General features: G+C 68.4%; 13 protein-coding genes. 7 read left to right on the forward strand and 6 right to left on the reverse strand.

Going from position 1 to position 14,575, the window contains the following annotated elements; all coding sequences use genetic code 11:
* Positions 1–185 precede the first annotated feature (185 nt).
* Positions 186–587 carry a GNAT family N-acetyltransferase gene (locus ACWF5H_RS12365; protein ID WP_452037189.1) on the forward strand — a complete coding sequence of 134 codons (402 nt, stop codon included), beginning with the start codon at positions 186–188 and terminating at the stop codon, positions 585–587.
* Complete coding sequence (locus ACWF5H_RS12370) at positions 584–907, forward strand: hypothetical protein (RefSeq protein ID WP_364645688.1); 324 nt, start codon at positions 584–586, stop codon at positions 905–907. The genes ACWF5H_RS12365 and ACWF5H_RS12370 overlap by 4 nt, the downstream gene beginning before the upstream one ends.
* An 87-nt stretch (positions 908–994) precedes the next feature.
* Here the strand turns inward: ACWF5H_RS12370 and tgt are convergent, their stop codons facing one another.
* Positions 995–2,254 carry a tRNA guanosine(34) transglycosylase Tgt gene (gene tgt / locus ACWF5H_RS12375; protein WP_452037191.1) on the reverse strand — a complete coding sequence of 420 codons (1,260 nt, stop codon included), beginning with the start codon at positions 2,252–2,254 and terminating at the stop codon, positions 995–997.
* 430 nt (positions 2,255–2,684) lie between these two features.
* Between tgt and ACWF5H_RS12380 the strand changes: the two genes are divergently transcribed.
* A complete protein-coding gene (locus ACWF5H_RS12380; RefSeq protein WP_452037193.1) occupies positions 2,685–3,743 on the forward strand; it encodes an FUSC family protein in 1,059 nt (352 codons plus the stop codon).
* Positions 3,744–3,799: 56 nt separating this feature from the next.
* On the opposite strand, the gene ACWF5H_RS12385 is transcribed toward ACWF5H_RS12380, so the two are convergent.
* Together ACWF5H_RS12385 and ACWF5H_RS12390 are read right to left on the reverse strand one after the other, a co-directional pair.
* A complete protein-coding gene (locus tag ACWF5H_RS12385) occupies positions 3,800–4,576 on the reverse strand; it encodes an SRPBCC family protein (protein WP_452037195.1) in 777 nt (258 codons plus the stop codon).
* A 55-nt stretch (positions 4,577–4,631) separates the two neighbouring features.
* On the reverse strand, positions 4,632–5,540 hold the full coding sequence (locus ACWF5H_RS12390; protein ID WP_452037196.1) for a DUF6707 family protein: 909 nt from the start codon (positions 5,538–5,540) through the stop codon (positions 4,632–4,634).
* Positions 5,541–5,899: 359 nt separating this feature from the next.
* Here ACWF5H_RS12390 and ACWF5H_RS12395 point away from each other — a divergent pair, with 359 nt between their 5' ends.
* Positions 5,900–6,151, forward strand: a complete 252-nt coding sequence (locus ACWF5H_RS12395) for a hypothetical protein (RefSeq protein ID WP_452037197.1) — start codon at positions 5,900–5,902, stop codon at positions 6,149–6,151.
* A 212-nt stretch (positions 6,152–6,363) separates the two neighbouring features.
* Here the strand turns inward: ACWF5H_RS12395 and ACWF5H_RS12400 are convergent, their stop codons facing one another.
* Together ACWF5H_RS12400 and ACWF5H_RS12405 are read right to left on the reverse strand one after the other, a co-directional pair.
* Positions 6,364–6,903 (reverse strand): NUDIX hydrolase family protein, encoded by a 540-nt coding sequence (locus tag ACWF5H_RS12400; RefSeq protein WP_364645705.1) that lies wholly within the window; start codon positions 6,901–6,903, stop codon positions 6,364–6,366.
* A gap of 153 nt (positions 6,904–7,056) precedes the next feature.
* Positions 7,057–7,890 (reverse strand): VOC family protein, encoded by an 834-nt coding sequence (locus ACWF5H_RS12405; protein WP_452037198.1) that lies wholly within the window; start codon positions 7,888–7,890, stop codon positions 7,057–7,059.
* Here ACWF5H_RS12405 and ACWF5H_RS12410 point away from each other — a divergent pair.
* The gene (locus ACWF5H_RS12410) at positions 7,889–8,482 is read left to right on the forward strand and encodes a YdeI/OmpD-associated family protein (RefSeq protein WP_452037199.1); all 594 of its coding nucleotides are present in this window, start codon (positions 7,889–7,891) and stop codon (positions 8,480–8,482) included. The two genes, ACWF5H_RS12405 and ACWF5H_RS12410, sit on opposite strands and share 2 nt — an antisense overlap.
* 55 nt (positions 8,483–8,537) lie before the next feature.
* Here ACWF5H_RS12410 and ACWF5H_RS12415 read toward each other — a convergent pair whose 3' ends face one another.
* A complete protein-coding gene (locus ACWF5H_RS12415; RefSeq protein ID WP_452037201.1) occupies positions 8,538–9,701 on the reverse strand; it encodes a glycoside hydrolase family 76 protein in 1,164 nt (387 codons plus the stop codon).
* A gap of 162 nt (positions 9,702–9,863) precedes the next feature.
* On the opposite strand from ACWF5H_RS12415, the gene ACWF5H_RS12420 reads away from it, so the two are divergent.
* Both ACWF5H_RS12420 and ACWF5H_RS12425 read left to right on the forward strand, forming a co-directional pair.
* Positions 9,864–10,640 (forward strand): 3-hydroxyacyl-CoA dehydrogenase, encoded by a 777-nt coding sequence (locus tag ACWF5H_RS12420; protein ID WP_452037203.1) that lies wholly within the window; start codon positions 9,864–9,866, stop codon positions 10,638–10,640.
* Positions 10,641–10,932: 292 nt separating this feature from the next.
* On the forward strand, positions 10,933–13,893 hold the full coding sequence (locus ACWF5H_RS12425; RefSeq protein WP_452037205.1) for a phosphoenolpyruvate carboxylase: 2,961 nt from the start codon (positions 10,933–10,935) through the stop codon (positions 13,891–13,893).
* Positions 13,894–14,575 lie beyond the last annotated feature (682 nt).

Raw genomic sequence — 14,575 nt, forward strand, 5'->3', positions numbered from 1 at the left:
CCAATGTTTTTTCCCCCCGCCACCTGGAATTCACCCGGAAACTTTGCAGAACGATACTAAGCATGCTTTGCTTACATCGTAAGCACGGTTACTGTTGTGGCTCCGGCCCGCTGGAGCCATGGTTTCGCAGCAGGTGGCATCGCCCAGGAAGGCGCCGCCGGGCTGCGCATGGATGAGGAGAAGGCATGCAGGTTATACGCGACAATTACGGCGCATCACGCTTCGATGCCTACGTTGATGGTGAAGTGGCCGCGTCGCTGAAGTACAAGATCCAAGACGGCGAAATGTGGCTCCTCGACATCGAAGAAGACCGCTGGCACCGCGGACTGGGACTTGGTGAGCCCCTGGTGCGCCGGGCGCTGGCGGAGGCGCACCGCCGTCGGCTGCGGGTGCTGCCGTTCTGCTCGGAGGCCAGGCAGCAGGTCTTCAACCATCCGGTCTTCCTGCAGTTGGTTCCCCAGGAGCAGCGCAACCGATTCCACAAGTCCTGGGCATTGGAAGGCAAATCGCGTGCCGCGCGCCGCAGGCGCCGGGTTCCGGCGGGCGCTGTCCGCGCCTCCGCCGACTCGAAGGCGGGAGCTCGATGAGCGGGAAACTGGGAGTGACGGTGCGTGTTGACCTGGAATGCTCATCGGCGCATATTGACGTGCGCGGGCGGGTCGATGAGCGCAACGTCCTGGCGGTGTATTCACTCGCGAAGCGGGCAAATTCTTTGGCTGCAGGTCTGGAAGTGACCATAGACCTGCAGCATGCCTCGGTGGACGGAGCAGTCCTGTGGCATCTGCAGGCGTGCGCGGTTTCCGGGTTCCTGCCCGAGCATACCGATCCTGAACAGGCCGAATGCCGGCTGGTCATCCTGGCGCCCCTGGCGCAGGATGAGCAGGCCGACGTCGTGCTTGCCGCCTAAGCGGCAGACCCACCCAGCGCGGAAGGCCGCCGTCGATCTTCGAGATACGACGGCGGCCTTCCGCTTGTGGAGATGTAGCCGCGAAGCTCAGGCGTAATAGCGGCCCAGCACCTCGGCCTTGAAGTCGAAGAAGGAGCCGTCGTCGATGGACAGCCGGGCATCGTCGACCAGCTTCACGGTGAAGCGTTCGTTGTGGATGGAGATCAGCGTGTGGCTGACCATCTCGTTCGCCTTGAACAGGTGGTGGATGTAGGCCCGGGTGTAGTTGGCGCAGGTGTAGCAGTCGCAGCCGTCCACCAGCGGCGTGAAGTCCAGTTTGAACCGGCGGTTAGAGAGGTTCTTGCGGCCGTCCGGGGTGTAGAACGCCGAGTTGCGGGCCACGCGGGTGGGGGAGACGCAGTCGAAGGTGTCCGCGCCGTTCTCGATTGCGGTGAAGATGTCGTCCGGCTCGGAGATGCCGAGCAAATGCCGCGGCTTGTCCTCGGGCAGTTCCTCGGTGCACCAGCGCACGATGGTGCCCAGGTTTTCCTTCTCCAGTGCGCCGCCGATGCCGAAGCCGTCAAAGTTCATCGCACCAAGGTCCCGGCAGGCCTTGCGCCGCAGGTCTTCGTACTGGGCGCCCTGGATCACGCCGAAGAGTGCCTGATACGGCCGGTGCGAGCGCTCGTCGGTGAGCCGCTCGTGCTCCGTGACGCAGCGTTCGGCCCACAGCCGGGTGCGCTCCAGCGACTCCTCCTGGTAGCCGCGCGAGTTCATCAGTGTGGTCAGCTCGTCGAAGGCGAACATGATGTCCGCGCCCAGCTGGTGCTGCACCTGCATGGAGATCTCCGGCGTGAAGCGGTGCTTGTCGCCGTTGAGGTGCGACTTGAACCAGACGCCGTCGTCGTCAACGTGCGCCAGCCGCTCCTTGCCGGGTGCCACCTGGTCATCCGCGCCGGTGCTGGCCGCGGCGGCGTCCATGTTGATGACCTTCTTGAATCCGGAGCCGAGGCTCATCACCTGGAAGCCGCCGGAGTCGGTGAAGGTGGGCCCGTCCCAGTTCATGAACTTGCCCAGGCCGCCGGCCGCATCGAGCACCGCTGCGCCGGGCTGCAGGTACAGGTGGTAGGCGTTGGCCAGCAGTGCCTGTGCGCCGAGTTCCTTCATGGATTCGGGCAGCACCGCCTTGACCGTGGCCTTGGTGCCGACGGCGATGAAGGCCGGGGTCTGGATCTCGCCGTGCGGCGTGGCGATGGTGCCGGTGCGGCCCTGGAACCCGCCGCCGTTCTCCTCGATCCGGGCAGGGGAGGGGCTGGCGGTGTTGGCGAGGCGGTTGCCGACGCGGAAGGAAAAATCAGACTGGGGCACCCCACTATTTTGCCTTACCCGACGCACCGCAGGGCGCGTGGACGCAGGTGGGCGACGAATGGCTATCCGGCGAGTGGCTAGACGAACGACTGCATGTCGGCCCGCTCACAGAATGATGGTTGCCTGAGGCAAGCGGATGAGGATGGAGTAAAGGCTTCTGGCGCGATGCGCGCGCCGCTCTGACGTTCGCCTGCTCGGCCGTCCGCCCCGCCGGGCCCGTCCGGCCACAGCGCCCCTTGCTTTTCCCGCATCCGAAGCCGGCGCGGCGGGCCAAGGTCTTTTGCCGCTCCGTATCGATCAACCTCGCGGGAGCCGCGGTGCCGGCGGTCCAGTTGGCCGGCGGGATCTTGAGGCTCGCGGCAATAAGGTCTCTCCGGTGGGTGATGGAGGCGAAGCATCGTGGATAGTGTGGCAAACGAAAGGTGGGCGCATGGCGACGCAGTACGTACGCGAATTCTTCCGGGTAGGTCCGGCGCGCCAAGACCATATTGTGGCCACCCGCTGCGGCATCAGCGTCGGCCTGCCGCTGCTCGCCCTGCTGGCCATGGGTCGGTTCGATCTAATGATTTTCGCCGCCTTCGGCGCCTTCACCGGCATCTACGGCCGGGGAGAGGCCCACGGAGCCAGGCTGCGGCATCAGGGCGAGTTTGGCGTATTGATCATGCTGGTCATGTTCCTCGGTGCCCTCACCGCCATGGCCGACGCCGGACCCTGGGGGATTGTTTTCGGCACCACCGTGGTGGCTGGTCTGTGGTCTCTGGCGGTCAACTATTTCCAGCTGCGCCCGGCGGGCGTCATCTTCTTTACCTTCGGCTATGCGGCCATTGGTTCCATCTCGCTGACCGCGCCACTGTGGCAGGCCCTGTTAACCGGCCTGGCAAGCGTGGTGCTGGCCATGCTGATCGGTATCAGCAGCCGGCTGGTGCTGGCCTGGCGCACGTCCATGGCGCCGCCGCCCCGGCCGCAGTTCACCCGCGAGCACTGGAGGGAATTCCGCGTTGAGGCCGGCGCCAATGCGCTGGCGGCATTGACCGCCGGAACCCTCGCCACGGTGGTGGGACTGGGCCACAACTACTGGGCGATGGTAGCTGCCGTGGCACCGATCGCCGGACCCAGCCTGGCCCAACGGGTGAAGAAGGGCGTGCACCGCATACTGGGGACCTTCGCGGGCGTGGCGGTAGCCGGGCTGTTGCTGGCCCCGCGACCGGAGCCCTGGGTCCTGGTCCTGATGGCGATCGTGCTGCAGTTCAGCGCGGAAATGTTCGTGCTGCGCCATTACGCGCTGGCGCTGATCTTCATCACGCCGCTGGCCCTGATCATGACCGAGCTTGCGGCCCCCACCGATCCGCGGGAACTGATGGTGGACAGGGCGCTGCAGACCGCCATCGGCGCGCTGGTGGGCATCAGCCTGGTGTATCTCATGCACCAGCGGTCAATCCGCGAGACGAACCGGCGCCGTTTCCAGCGCCGGCAGCACGGCGGAGCCTAAGCGCGGGGCGGTTCACGCCTAACGGAGGAAGCTCCGCCGGGCGAGGGCAGGCTTGCCTAGTCGGAGCCGGGTCCCGCGGTGCTGCCGAGCACCAGCGGGTCGGCGCCGGGCAGCGCGTTGTTGCGCCAGGCCTCCCAGCCGTCCCGGATTTCGGCCAACCGCCTGGCACCGAGCCCATAGCAGCTGATCAGTACCTGGCTGCCGCCCTCCGGCCTGCCGTCGGGGTGCGATGGGGTTTCAGCGACGATCAGCAGGCCGCCTCCACGATCGGCATACTCATCAACGGTCAACCCCAGCTGGCGGTCGGAGCGGAACCACACCTTTCCGGAAATCTCTTCCCCGGCGGCCAGTGATGCGCTGTACGTTTCGCCCGCCGTCGGCAGGTTTTGCAGGCCAAGGCTGGAGAGCAGCCCGCCCGACGGGATGGAGTCTGCGCCGAGGTAGGTGGTCTGGCGGGGGTCGTTGGGGTGCCGTTCCAAGGCGAACCTCAGCTGCTGGAGGAAAGTCAGCCAGCCTTCGGTGATGTCCTCCCACCATTCGTCGGACTGTTCGCCGGACTCCGCGCCCCGCTGGAGGGTGAGCCGGACGCCGTCGCCTACTGGCTCCAGGATGAAGGCGTCGCTGTCGCCCATGGTGAGCTTTTTGTGGTCTTCAGCCTCGGTGGCGTCGCTGAAGTAGATCTCGCGGATCTCCTCGTCCAGTCCGGCCATGTCCCAGCCGTGCCATTGCGCGATGCGTCTGGGTTCGCGCAGCATGGTCCACACCTGGCGGGCATCCGCGTTGATGTGGACGCTGAGTGAACCGGGCTCCGTTGCAACTCCGCTCTCCGTCATGCGGCCGACTCTACTCCCGGGCCGCCGGGAGTGGCCAGAGTCCGTATGCGGGGCGTTAGGAGTTTCGGTGCTGGACGTCTAGGGCGCGGATGGCCACCAATTCGTTGCTGATCCGGCGGTCCAATTCGACCGGTTCCAAAGTTTCCGACCCGCCGTGCGTGCGCAGGTACAACAGCGCGGTCAGCCGCAGTTCGCGCCACTCGCGCTCCGCCGTGCGGTCGGCGGCAGCCATCGCCCGGTGGATTTCCTTGTCATAGAGGTTCGGTTCGTTCAGCTGGCGCTGGCGGACCTCGGCGTTGATCTTCGCGCGGAAGGGATCGTCATCGGCGTCGTCCGGAGCGCGCAACGCTTCGGCCAACTCCACCGCCTCCGCACGGTCCTCTTCGCTGCCCGATTCGCGCAGGATGTAGGCGGCCATGGCGAGTGCCGACTCGATCCATTTCCACCGGCCGAAGTTCCCGTCGAAGGGCTGGTCAATGATCAGCCGGCACACCGTGAGCGCGCGCTCGCGGTCGTCCAGTTCGACGAACAGCGTGTGCGCGAGGTCCCGCACGTCCTGCAAATGGCTGCCGGCTTTGGTGTTGAGCCCGCGGCTCAAGCGGGCGGCCAGCCGCTGCACCCCGGCGTTGCGGGCATGCGCGCGGGCCACCGCCACCACCACGGCTTCGGGCGTGCCCTCCTCGGCCGGAATCAGCTCCAGGTCATCCTGCGCCAGCGCGCCGGGCAATTGGGCGGGCCGGCGGGAGGAAGCAATGCGGATGCGCGACCCGTGGGCAATCCGCACCCGGCTGCCGTCTTCCAAGGTAGCCACCACCACCGCCGGAGTGCCGAAATCATCAGGAACGACGGCGGTGTCCGCCACCGGTGCGGAATGCTCACCGGAGCGTGTCAGGAACCGGGCTCCGGTGCCTACGCTTTCGGCCTTGACATGGTGGATGAATGTCTCGGCCTGTTGTTCCGTCATGGGTCATTCCTTAGTCACGCTCGCGATCGTCAGAACAGTATATGAAATCGTTACCTTTCGGTTGGGAGGCCCGCCAAGGTGTGCCGCGAGACGCGATGATGAAACGATGGATCGTGACCGTCATCTCACCGGGCAGCCTTGGCTCGGGCGCAGGACTGTCCGTCACGGTTGGTTTCGGCACTGGCCGCCGAGTGCCCAAAAAAGTCGGTATTCGAAGCGGCATCGAGGACCAAAGGTGACCGCTATCGCCGATAGCGTCGAAGACATCGAAAAGCTTCCGGAACCGCATCTTCGTCAAGCCTCCGGGAAGCGCACCCAACGCACAGCAGCCCTACGTTCTGTGGAAGTTGAAGCCTGCCATGAGTATCATCTTTGCCCCCGAGGCCCGTAGCGGCCTGGTTCCGACGCACGCCCCAGATCAGCCCGAACAGTTCCGCAACCGGAGCCACCTCACCATGCTGCTGCGCGCCGCCGGCCTGATCCTGATGGATCTTGCCAACCGGCGCAGCCAACGGCCGGTCACGCTGAAGCGGCTGCGCTGTCAGGACCAGCACCAGGAGCAGGCCAGGGACTTGGCCGCCCAGATGTACACCTGGACGCTGCCCAGATAGGAGCGCCGATTTCGGCGGAGGAGCGACTCCGGGCCGGGCGGGTTAGTGCCGACGGGCGGCGCGCGTCCTGATCATCAAGTATTCACTAGGCGCCCTTTTCGCGGCTGAAAAGGGCGCCTAGTGAATATTCGTCCGGGTTGGCGGGGTTGGCCGGGTTGGCGGGGTCGGCCGGGTTCGCCAAGCGGGGGCAGAGAGTCCTGCCGGATCCTTGGTCAGCGGCACCAGCCTGCGTGCGCCAGCGCCTGGCGCAGCAGATTGCCGCGGCCGCCGATGAACTCGGACTGGACCGCCTGGCTGAGGGCATCTTCCGGCGTCATCCAGCTGAGCTCCAGCGCGTCCTGGCGGGGGTTGCATTCCCCGGTGACCGGGATAACGTAGGCCAGCGCCACGGCGTGTTGCCGGTCATCGGTCAGGCCGGTCTCGGACGGCGACGGGAAATACTCCGCCACGGTAAACGGCACCGGGCTGGCCGGCAGCTGCGGAAAAGCCAGCGGCCCCAGGTCCTTTTCCAAATGCCGGAGCAGGGCAGCGCGGACCGTCTCGCGGTACATCACCCGTCCCGATACGAAGGTGCGGACCATCTCGCCTTCGGCGGATGCCTGCAGCAGCAAACCGATTTCCGTCACGTAGCCCAGCGAGTCCAGCCGCACCGGCACAGCCTCCACGTAAAGCATGGGCAGGCGTTGCCGTGCCTCGTGCAGATCCTCGTTGGAGAGCCAGCCGGGATAGGGGTCGGGGGTGCGAACGCTCATGTACTTGTTCTACAGCACCGCTGCGATGCCAGTCACGCCGGCGGCCCAGACGGCGCGTCCGGAGGCGTTACTTCGGCGCCCCCCGGGTGGACCCGGCACCGCCGCTGGCCCGCGGTACATTGCGTGATGTATTCGGACCATCGGCCCGGCGAATCAGTCGACGTCGGCCGGTCTGGAGGAGGCATCCGGCCGGACAGTGAACCGCAGCCGCCTAGGGGCGGCCGGGCCCGCGCCGTCCGGGTGATCCACCAGCAGGGTCTGCCCGGCGGCTCCGGCGGCCCCGTCCGCCAGGGACCCGGTGACCCCCGCCTCGGCGAGGCGGTCGCGCAGGGCGGTGAGGTCGTCGTCGTACTCAAAGGAAAGTTCCAGCTGCTCGGCGGTGCCGTGCCGCACCGCGACCAGCCCGCCGTTCTTGGCCGCGAAGTCCGCCCATTCACCGGCGGCGCCGAACCGGGGGTGCGCACCTATTCCGCGCAGCGTGGCAACCGCGCCCTGGACGTCCGGCGTCCCCCAGACCGGCATCACGGCCAGCGCCGGGTCCGGCTGTTCGGGCCCGGGGTGGGCGCCGAAGGACGGTGAGGCCGGCTCGGCCAGAAAGCTGAAGCCGGACGGCGCCGTGATCCTGGCGGTGCGGCCACGGTCGGCGTCCTCGATCGCCGCCTGGGTGCCGTCGGCTGCGGTGCGGCGGACGAACTCGTCCAGGTCGCGGACTTCGAAGCCCAGCTGCACGCTCCCGTCCGCGGGGTCGCCAGGCTCGACCCGGCGCAGCCCCAACCGGCCGGAGGCGGCGTCAAACTCCAGCCAAGCCCCGCCGTCGTCGGCCGCACACACCAGCCCGGCGGCGGCCAGCAGCTCCCGCCACGGGTCAATCCGGGACGTGAACACAACGGGGCGCACGCGCAGCACAGCAATCTCCTTCAGGGTCAGCAACGAAGTTACTTCGAAACTACTAGACGGAGCGGCCCCGCCGTGCTGCCATAAGGGCATGCCTGCAGAACTTCCTGAATTGCTGTTGCCCGACGCCGCCGCCTGGCGGACCTGGCTGGAGGAACACCACGCCGCTTCGGCTGGTGTCTGGCTGATCCTTCACAAGAAGGGCGGCACGGTGACGGAACTGGACTACGCCGGGGCCCTGGAAGAGGCCCTATGCTTCGGCTGGATCGATGGGCAGGCGCGCCGCCGCGATGCCGAAAGCGTCTTCCAGCGGTTCACCCCGCGCGGCAAGCGCAGCATCTGGTCACAGCGCAACGTCGGGTTCATCGACAAGTTGGAGCAGGAGGGCAAGATGCACGACGCCGGCCGGGCGGCGGTGGCCGCCGCGCAGGCCGACGGCCGCTGGGAGAAGGCCTACGCCGGTCCGGCCACGGCTCAGGTGCCGGCGGACCTGGCCTCGGCGATCGCGGCCGTTCCGGAGGCGCAGGCGATGTTTGACGTGCTCACCTCGCAGAACCGGTTTGCCCTGATCCACCGGCTGGGCCAGCTGAAAACCGACGCCGGGCGGCAGCGCAAGATCGCCGGCTTCGTGGAGATGCTGGCCCGGCACGAAACGCCGTACCCGCAGCAAAAAATGCCGTCCTGACCTCGCCGGCGGCGGGCCTCGCGGACTGCCGGGGCCAACCGGGTCGCTGCGGGGGTCATCCGGCCTGCGAGGCCGCGGCCTCCAACGTCATCCACGCCTGCAATTGGGTGGAAAGTTCGACGCCGGTGCCCGGCTCCGGCTTCCCCGCTGCAGGTACCGCGGGGTCGGCGGAGAAGACCAAGACCTCCCAGCTGCGGTGGTTCTCGATGGCCCGCCCGGCCCAAAAGCCTTCCGCGGTGTCCGCGACCATCCGCGCGGCCAGCTCGCGGACCTCGCCGGGCAGCTTGTCGGACCGCGCCGCCACGGCCAGGTAGCGGGCCAGGATCCCGGTGAACAGTCCGCCGTCGCCGGCGCCATGGGTGCGCAGGATCAGTTTCCGGCCCTCTTCCTCGGTGACCTCGGGCTGCTGCACCAGCCCGGCCGCTATGCCGTGCACCAGCTCGGCCGCACGCTGCAGATCGGCGTCCCGGCCCACTTCCAGCAGCGCCGCCAGTACCGGACCCTGGTTGTAGGTATAAATGTCCGGCACCAGGACGGGCTTCCCGCCGGCAACGCGCACGCCGTCCAGATACAGGCGCCGCTCCGGGTCGTAGAGTTCGGCGTCCAGCCAGTCCAGCAGCCGCGCGGCCTGGCCGGCGTCGCCGGCGCGGGCCAGATACAGTGCGGCCGGCGCCGTGGCCGGCGTGTTCTTGAAGTCCCGGGCGGTACTCCAGAACAGCCCGCCGCCCAGATCCGGGGTGTGCGCCGATTCCAGCTGGGGCAGCAGCCGGCGCGCCGCGGACCTGGGCCGAAAGCGCGGCTTGTTCGCGTCGGCGGCGAGCGTGTCCAGCCGCTGCGTGGCCAGGGCCAGCCAGGCCATGTCGTCGTAGTAGGCGTTGGGGAAGCGGAACCCATTGCGCCAGCGGACGGTACGCAGCAGCCGGGCAGCCAGGCGGCCCGCGCTCGGGCCGTTGCCGCCGTCGTAATGCTGTTCCCTGCGCAGCTCCCGCCGGCCGGCATCCACCAGGCAGTCCAGGAAATGCGCCTGCCACCAATAGTGCCACGGTCCGGTCCAGCCGGGCGAGGGCCGGCGGACGGCGCCCAGCAGCGTGAAGGGCAGCCCCAGCAAACGGTGGCCGAAATGGCGGACGACGGCGATCGCCGCCTCGTCCGCGCGGCCCGCCGCCAGCGTGGGGTTGGGCGGGCGGAAGGCTCCGCCGCCGCCGGGCAGGGTGGGCATGGGCACTAGCCTAACGGCGGACAGGTGCGCGGACAGGCAGGGCATTCTGCTCGCGGGGCACACCGGTGAACACGGTGTGCTCCGGGCCACACTAGGCTGAGGCGCAGCGCCGCCGGTGGACCGGCGGCGGCGAAAGCACGTTAAGAGGATGAGGAGGACTCAGTGGAGGTTAACGGAGCCGTAGCTCTGATTACCGGCGGAGCATCAGGACTGGGGGCGGCGACGGCCCGCCGCCTGCATGCTGCCGGAGCATCGGTGGTACTGATGGATCTGCCCGGTTCGAAGGGGGAGGAATTCGCCTCCGAACTGGGGGACCGGGCCGTGTTTGCGCCCGCCGACGTGACCGATGAGAACCAGGTGCAGGCGGCGGTGGACCGGGCGGCGGCGTTGGGGCCGCTGCGCATCCTGGTGAATTGCGCCGGCGTCGGCACCCCGGGCAAGGTGCTGGGGCGCGAGGGCGTGCTGCCGCTGGAAGCGTTCAGCAAGGTGGTGCAGATTAACCTGATCGGCACGTTCAACGTGATCCGGCTTGCCGCCGCCGCGATGGCCGAGACCGAACCGGCAGAAACCGAACTGGGCGGACCGGAACGGGGAGTCATCATCAACACGGCCTCCGTGGCGGCCTTCGACGGCCAGATTGGCCAGCCCGCCTACGCTGCATCCAAGGGCGGGGTGGCGGCGATGACGCTGCCGCTGGCCCGGGAACTGGCGCGCTCGCTGATCCGCGTGGTCACCATTGCGCCCGGCATCTTCGAGACCCCCATGATGGCCGGACTGCCGCAGCAGGCGCAGGAATCGCTGGGCCATCAGGTGCCGCATCCGTCCCGGCTGGGCCGGCCCGCGGAGTACGCGGAACTGGCCGCGCACATCGTGGCCAACAGCATGCTCAACGGCGAGACCATCCGGCTGGACGGTGCCATCCGGATGGCGCCGAAGTAGGCCGGTTAGGTTCCCGACACGTCCCGGGCGCGGGCTTCTGGGGCGGCTACTCGCACCGCTAAGGATGACCTGAGGCGGCGGGCGCCCACGACGGCGGCCCACCTCAGTCGGAGGGCAGCCACGTGGCACCCCGCCCCGGGCAGTGCCGGCAGGCGACGGGCCCGGAGGGCGACGGGCCCGCGGTCGGAGGGCCGCCGCCGTCGTACGCTTGAGGGGATGCCGCGCCCACGCAGCGGAATCAGCCGTGCCGGGACAAACCGGCAAGCCTGTTGGACGCGAAAGGACTTGGCCCATGCCCCACGCCGCCCGCGATCGGGACCTCGATGCGAGCCTTCGCGCCGATGTGCGCCGGGTGAGCACGCTGCTGGGCGAATCGCTGGTGCGCCAGCACGGGCCGGATCTGTTGGAGCTGGTGGAACAGGTGCGGCTGCTGACCAAGGAGTCCAAGGAAGCGGCCCGCGGCGAGGGCGAAGCGACCGGGCCGTGGACCGCCCGCGACGTGATCGACCAGGTCCGCGAACTGCTCGCCGGGCTGGACGTAGACGAAGCCACCGATCTGGTGCGCGCGTTCGCCTTCTATTTCCATCTGGCCAACGCTGCCGAGCAGGTGCACCGCGTGCGCCAATTGCGCGTCCGGCCGGAGGAGGACGGACAACTGCTGCGCACCGTCGCGCAGATCGCCGATGAAGCCGGACCGGAAGCGCTGCAGCGCGCGGTCAACCAGCTGGACGTTCGGCCGGTCTTTACGGCCCATCCCACCGAGGCATCGCGCCGGACCGTGCTGGACAAGCTGCGGGCCATCTCCGACCTCCTCTCCACGACGACGGCGGAAGGCAGTACGGCGCGGCGGCGGCAGGACCGGCGGCTGGCCGAAATCATCGACCAGATGTGGCAGACGGACGAACTGCGGCAGGTGCGGCCCAGCCCGGTGGACGAGGCGCGCAACGCCGCCTACTACCTGGGCAATATCCTCACCAACACCATGCCGGAGCTGATGGGGGACCTGTCCGAGCTGCTCGCCGAACACGGTGTGTCACTCCCCCACGACGGTGCCCCGTTGCGTTTCGGCTCGTGGATCGGCGGCGACCGGGACGGCAATCCGCATGTGACCGTTGACGTGACGCATGAGGTCTTCCAGCTGCAGAACCAGCATGCCGTGCGGATCAACATCGGCTTCGTGGACACCCTGACTGCGGTGCTCTCCAACTCGACGACGATCGTGGCGGCCACCGGCGAGCTGCTGGATTCCGTGGCCGCGGACCTGGAGAACCTGCCGGGCCTGGACCCCCGGGTGCGCGAACTGAACGCCAACGAACCGTATCGGCTGAAGCTGACCTGCATCAAAGCGAAGCTGCTGAACACCAGTGCGCGGATCCAGCGCCGGCTGCCGCACGAACCGGGGCGCGACTTCAGCTCGACGGCGGAGGTGTTGGCCGATCTGGGGTTGATCGAGCAATCGCTGCGTGCGCATACCGCCTCGCTGGTGGCCGATGGTTCGCTGGCCGCGGTGCGCCGGGCGGTATCCACCATCGGACTGCATCTGGCCACCTTGGACTTCCGGGACAACGCCGGCAAGCACCACAAGGCCGTCGCGGCGCTGCTGGCCGCCCGCGACGCGGAACGCGTACCGGCCGGGGTGCCTGCGGGCGGGCCGGCGGGCGGGCCGGCAACGGCGGCCGGAGCGTCGGGGTCTCCGGCACCGGCGAGTGCGTCGACTACTACGGCACCGGCAAGTGCGTCGGCTACTACGGCGGTTGCACCTGAAGCCGCTTCGGTGGACACTGCCGCGCCGGGAAGTTACCTGGAGCTGGGGCCAGGCCCGCGGCAGCAGCTGCTCTCCTCGCTGCTGCTCACGCCCGGGCCGCTGGCACCGCCGTCGTCGTTGAAAAAGAAGCGCGCGCGCACGCTGGAGGTGTTCCAGGCGATTGCCGACGCACTGCGCCAGTACGGCCCGGACGCGGTGGAGACGTACATCGTGTCCCGGGTGCGCGGCGCCGACGATGTGCTGGCGGCGGTGGTGCTGGCGCGCGAGGCAGGCCTGTTGGAGCTGAGCGGGGCCGAGCCGGAGGCGATGATCGGGTTCGCGCCGCTGCTGGAAAGCGTGGAGGCGCTCCGCAGCGGCGGGCAGATCCTGGACGATCTGCTCTCGGATCCGCAGTACCGCCGGATCGTGCAGCTGCGCGGGGACCTGCAGGAAGTCATGTTCGGTTACTCCGACTCCAATATGGAGGCCGGCGTGGCCACCAGCCAGTGGGAGATCCACAAGGCCCAGTTGGTGCTGCGCGATGTGGCGGCGCGGCACGGCGTGCGGCTGCGCTTCTTCCACGGCCGCGGCGGATCGGTGGGCCGTGGCGGCGGACCGACCTACGACGCGATCCTCGCCCAGCCCCACGGCGCGCTGGCCGGCGAGATCAAGTTCACCGAGCAGGGCGAAGTCATCTCGGATAAATACACGCTGCCGGAGCTGGCCCGGGAAAACCTGGAGCTGGCGCTCGCGGCGGTGCTGCAGGCGTCCGCCCTGCACCAGGAACCGAGGACGTCGGAGGACGAACGCGGGCGCTATCACGCGGCCATGGAGGAGATCTCCGGCGCAGCCTATGGGCGGTACCGCTCGCTGGTGGAGCATCCGGACCTGCCGGAGTACTTCCGGGCGGCGACGCCGGTGGAGCAGCTGAGCGCGGTGAAATTCGGTTCGCGTCCGGCGGACCGCCCGGAAGCCGGCCCTGCTGCCGGTCCGGGGTTCGGCAAGCTGCGGGCGATCACCTGGGTGTTCGGCTGGACCCAGTCGCGGCAGATTGTTCCCGGTTGGTACGGCGTGGGCGCCGGTTTGCGAGCCGCCCGGGCCGCCGGGCTCCAGCCGCTGCTGCGCGAGATGATCAGCAACTGGCACTACTTCCAGTCCTTCATCTCGAACGTGGAAATGACGCTGGCCAAGACCGATCTGGAGATTGCGGCGCACTACGTCGCCACGCTGGTTCCCGCCGAGCTGCGGCACCTGTTCGACGACATCCGCGCCGAGTACGAACTCACCGTGGCGGAAATCAGGATGCTCACGGGCGAAAACCAGCTGCTGGACAACCAGCCGGTGCTGCAGCGCTCGCTGGACGTCCGCGACCAGTACCTGGACCCGATCTCCTACATGCAGGTGGAGCTGCTGCGGCGCATCCGGGCCTCGGAACCGGACGAGGCGCTCCAGCGGGCCATGCTGATCACCGTCAACGGGATCGCCGCCGGCCTGCGGAATACCGGGTAACGCGGGGCGGGCGACCGCCGGGTCGGGATGGCGGTGGCGCGGGGCGGGTGCGTCCGCCGGAGGGGTGGGGGCAGCGCAGGACGGGCGCGTCTGACATCGGGTGCTTAAATCCGGGGCCCTTCGCTCCCAAGTATCGGCCTAACGTCCCACGTATCGGCCGACCCATATCGCGCTGACTTGGGACGATGCTCGATGGCCCGGGCAAGACGTGGGAGCGAAAGTGAACTGGAGCCTGGCTTCGGGCCGGGCAGCCACTCGGGTGCTGCCAGCGGGGACGGCTGCGGCGCTGAGCAAACCGGGCCTGCTGTGAACCTGGCTGTCCTAGCTGGCATCCCCTCAGCGACGAAATGTCCATGTTCAGCCATATCTGTCCAGGTTCTGGGTCGCGTACCCTTCTCTGACTAGGCAAAATGCTTAAGCATCCGCTAAAACGTGGACGGCGCCTTCGTTGGGGTGCCATCGGCGTCCGGTCACCCTGAGCGGTGCCACCTGCCGCCGGTGCAGGCGTGCCCGGACGACGCCGCTTCCACCGCCGGAGTGCATTCGTTTCTTCCGCGGCCATCCGCTGCGGGGGTGCGCACGTTTCTTCCATCGCGTCCCGTCCCCGGCCCCCCCCGCCCATCGCGTCCCGTCCCCGGCCCCCCGCCCATCGCGTCCCGTCCCCGGCCCCCCGCCCATCGCG

Source organism: Arthrobacter sp. NPDC055138 (assembly GCF_053607305.1).

What these genes read in the sequence shown, in the direction of transcription:
- ACWF5H_RS12410 (WP_452037199.1), top strand. Translation starts at nt 7,889, where the DNA reads ATGCCTGCAGAACTTCCTGAATTGCTGTTGCCCGACGCCGCCGCCTGG.
- ACWF5H_RS12365 (WP_452037189.1), top strand. Translation starts at nt 186, where the DNA reads ATGCAGGTTATACGCGACAATTACGGCGCATCACGCTTCGATGCCTAC.
- ACWF5H_RS12400 (WP_364645705.1), bottom strand. Translation starts at nt 6,903, where the DNA reads ATGAGCGTTCGCACCCCCGACCCCTATCCCGGCTGGCTCTCCAACGAG.
- ACWF5H_RS12380 (WP_452037193.1), top strand. Translation starts at nt 2,685, where the DNA reads ATGGCGACGCAGTACGTACGCGAATTCTTCCGGGTAGGTCCGGCGCGC.
- ACWF5H_RS12370 (WP_364645688.1), top strand. Translation starts at nt 584, where the DNA reads ATGAGCGGGAAACTGGGAGTGACGGTGCGTGTTGACCTGGAATGCTCA.
- ACWF5H_RS12385 (WP_452037195.1), bottom strand. Translation starts at nt 4,576, where the DNA reads ATGACGGAGAGCGGAGTTGCAACGGAGCCCGGTTCACTCAGCGTCCAC.
- ACWF5H_RS12415 (WP_452037201.1), bottom strand. Translation starts at nt 9,701, where the DNA reads ATGCCCACCCTGCCCGGCGGCGGCGGAGCCTTCCGCCCGCCCAACCCC.
- ACWF5H_RS12425 (WP_452037205.1), top strand. Translation starts at nt 10,933, where the DNA reads ATGCCCCACGCCGCCCGCGATCGGGACCTCGATGCGAGCCTTCGCGCC.
- ACWF5H_RS12390 (WP_452037196.1), bottom strand. Translation starts at nt 5,540, where the DNA reads ATGACGGAACAACAGGCCGAGACATTCATCCACCATGTCAAGGCCGAA.
- ACWF5H_RS12395 (WP_452037197.1), top strand. Translation starts at nt 5,900, where the DNA reads ATGAGTATCATCTTTGCCCCCGAGGCCCGTAGCGGCCTGGTTCCGACG.
- ACWF5H_RS12405 (WP_452037198.1), bottom strand. Translation starts at nt 7,890, where the DNA reads ATGCCCTTATGGCAGCACGGCGGGGCCGCTCCGTCTAGTAGTTTCGAA.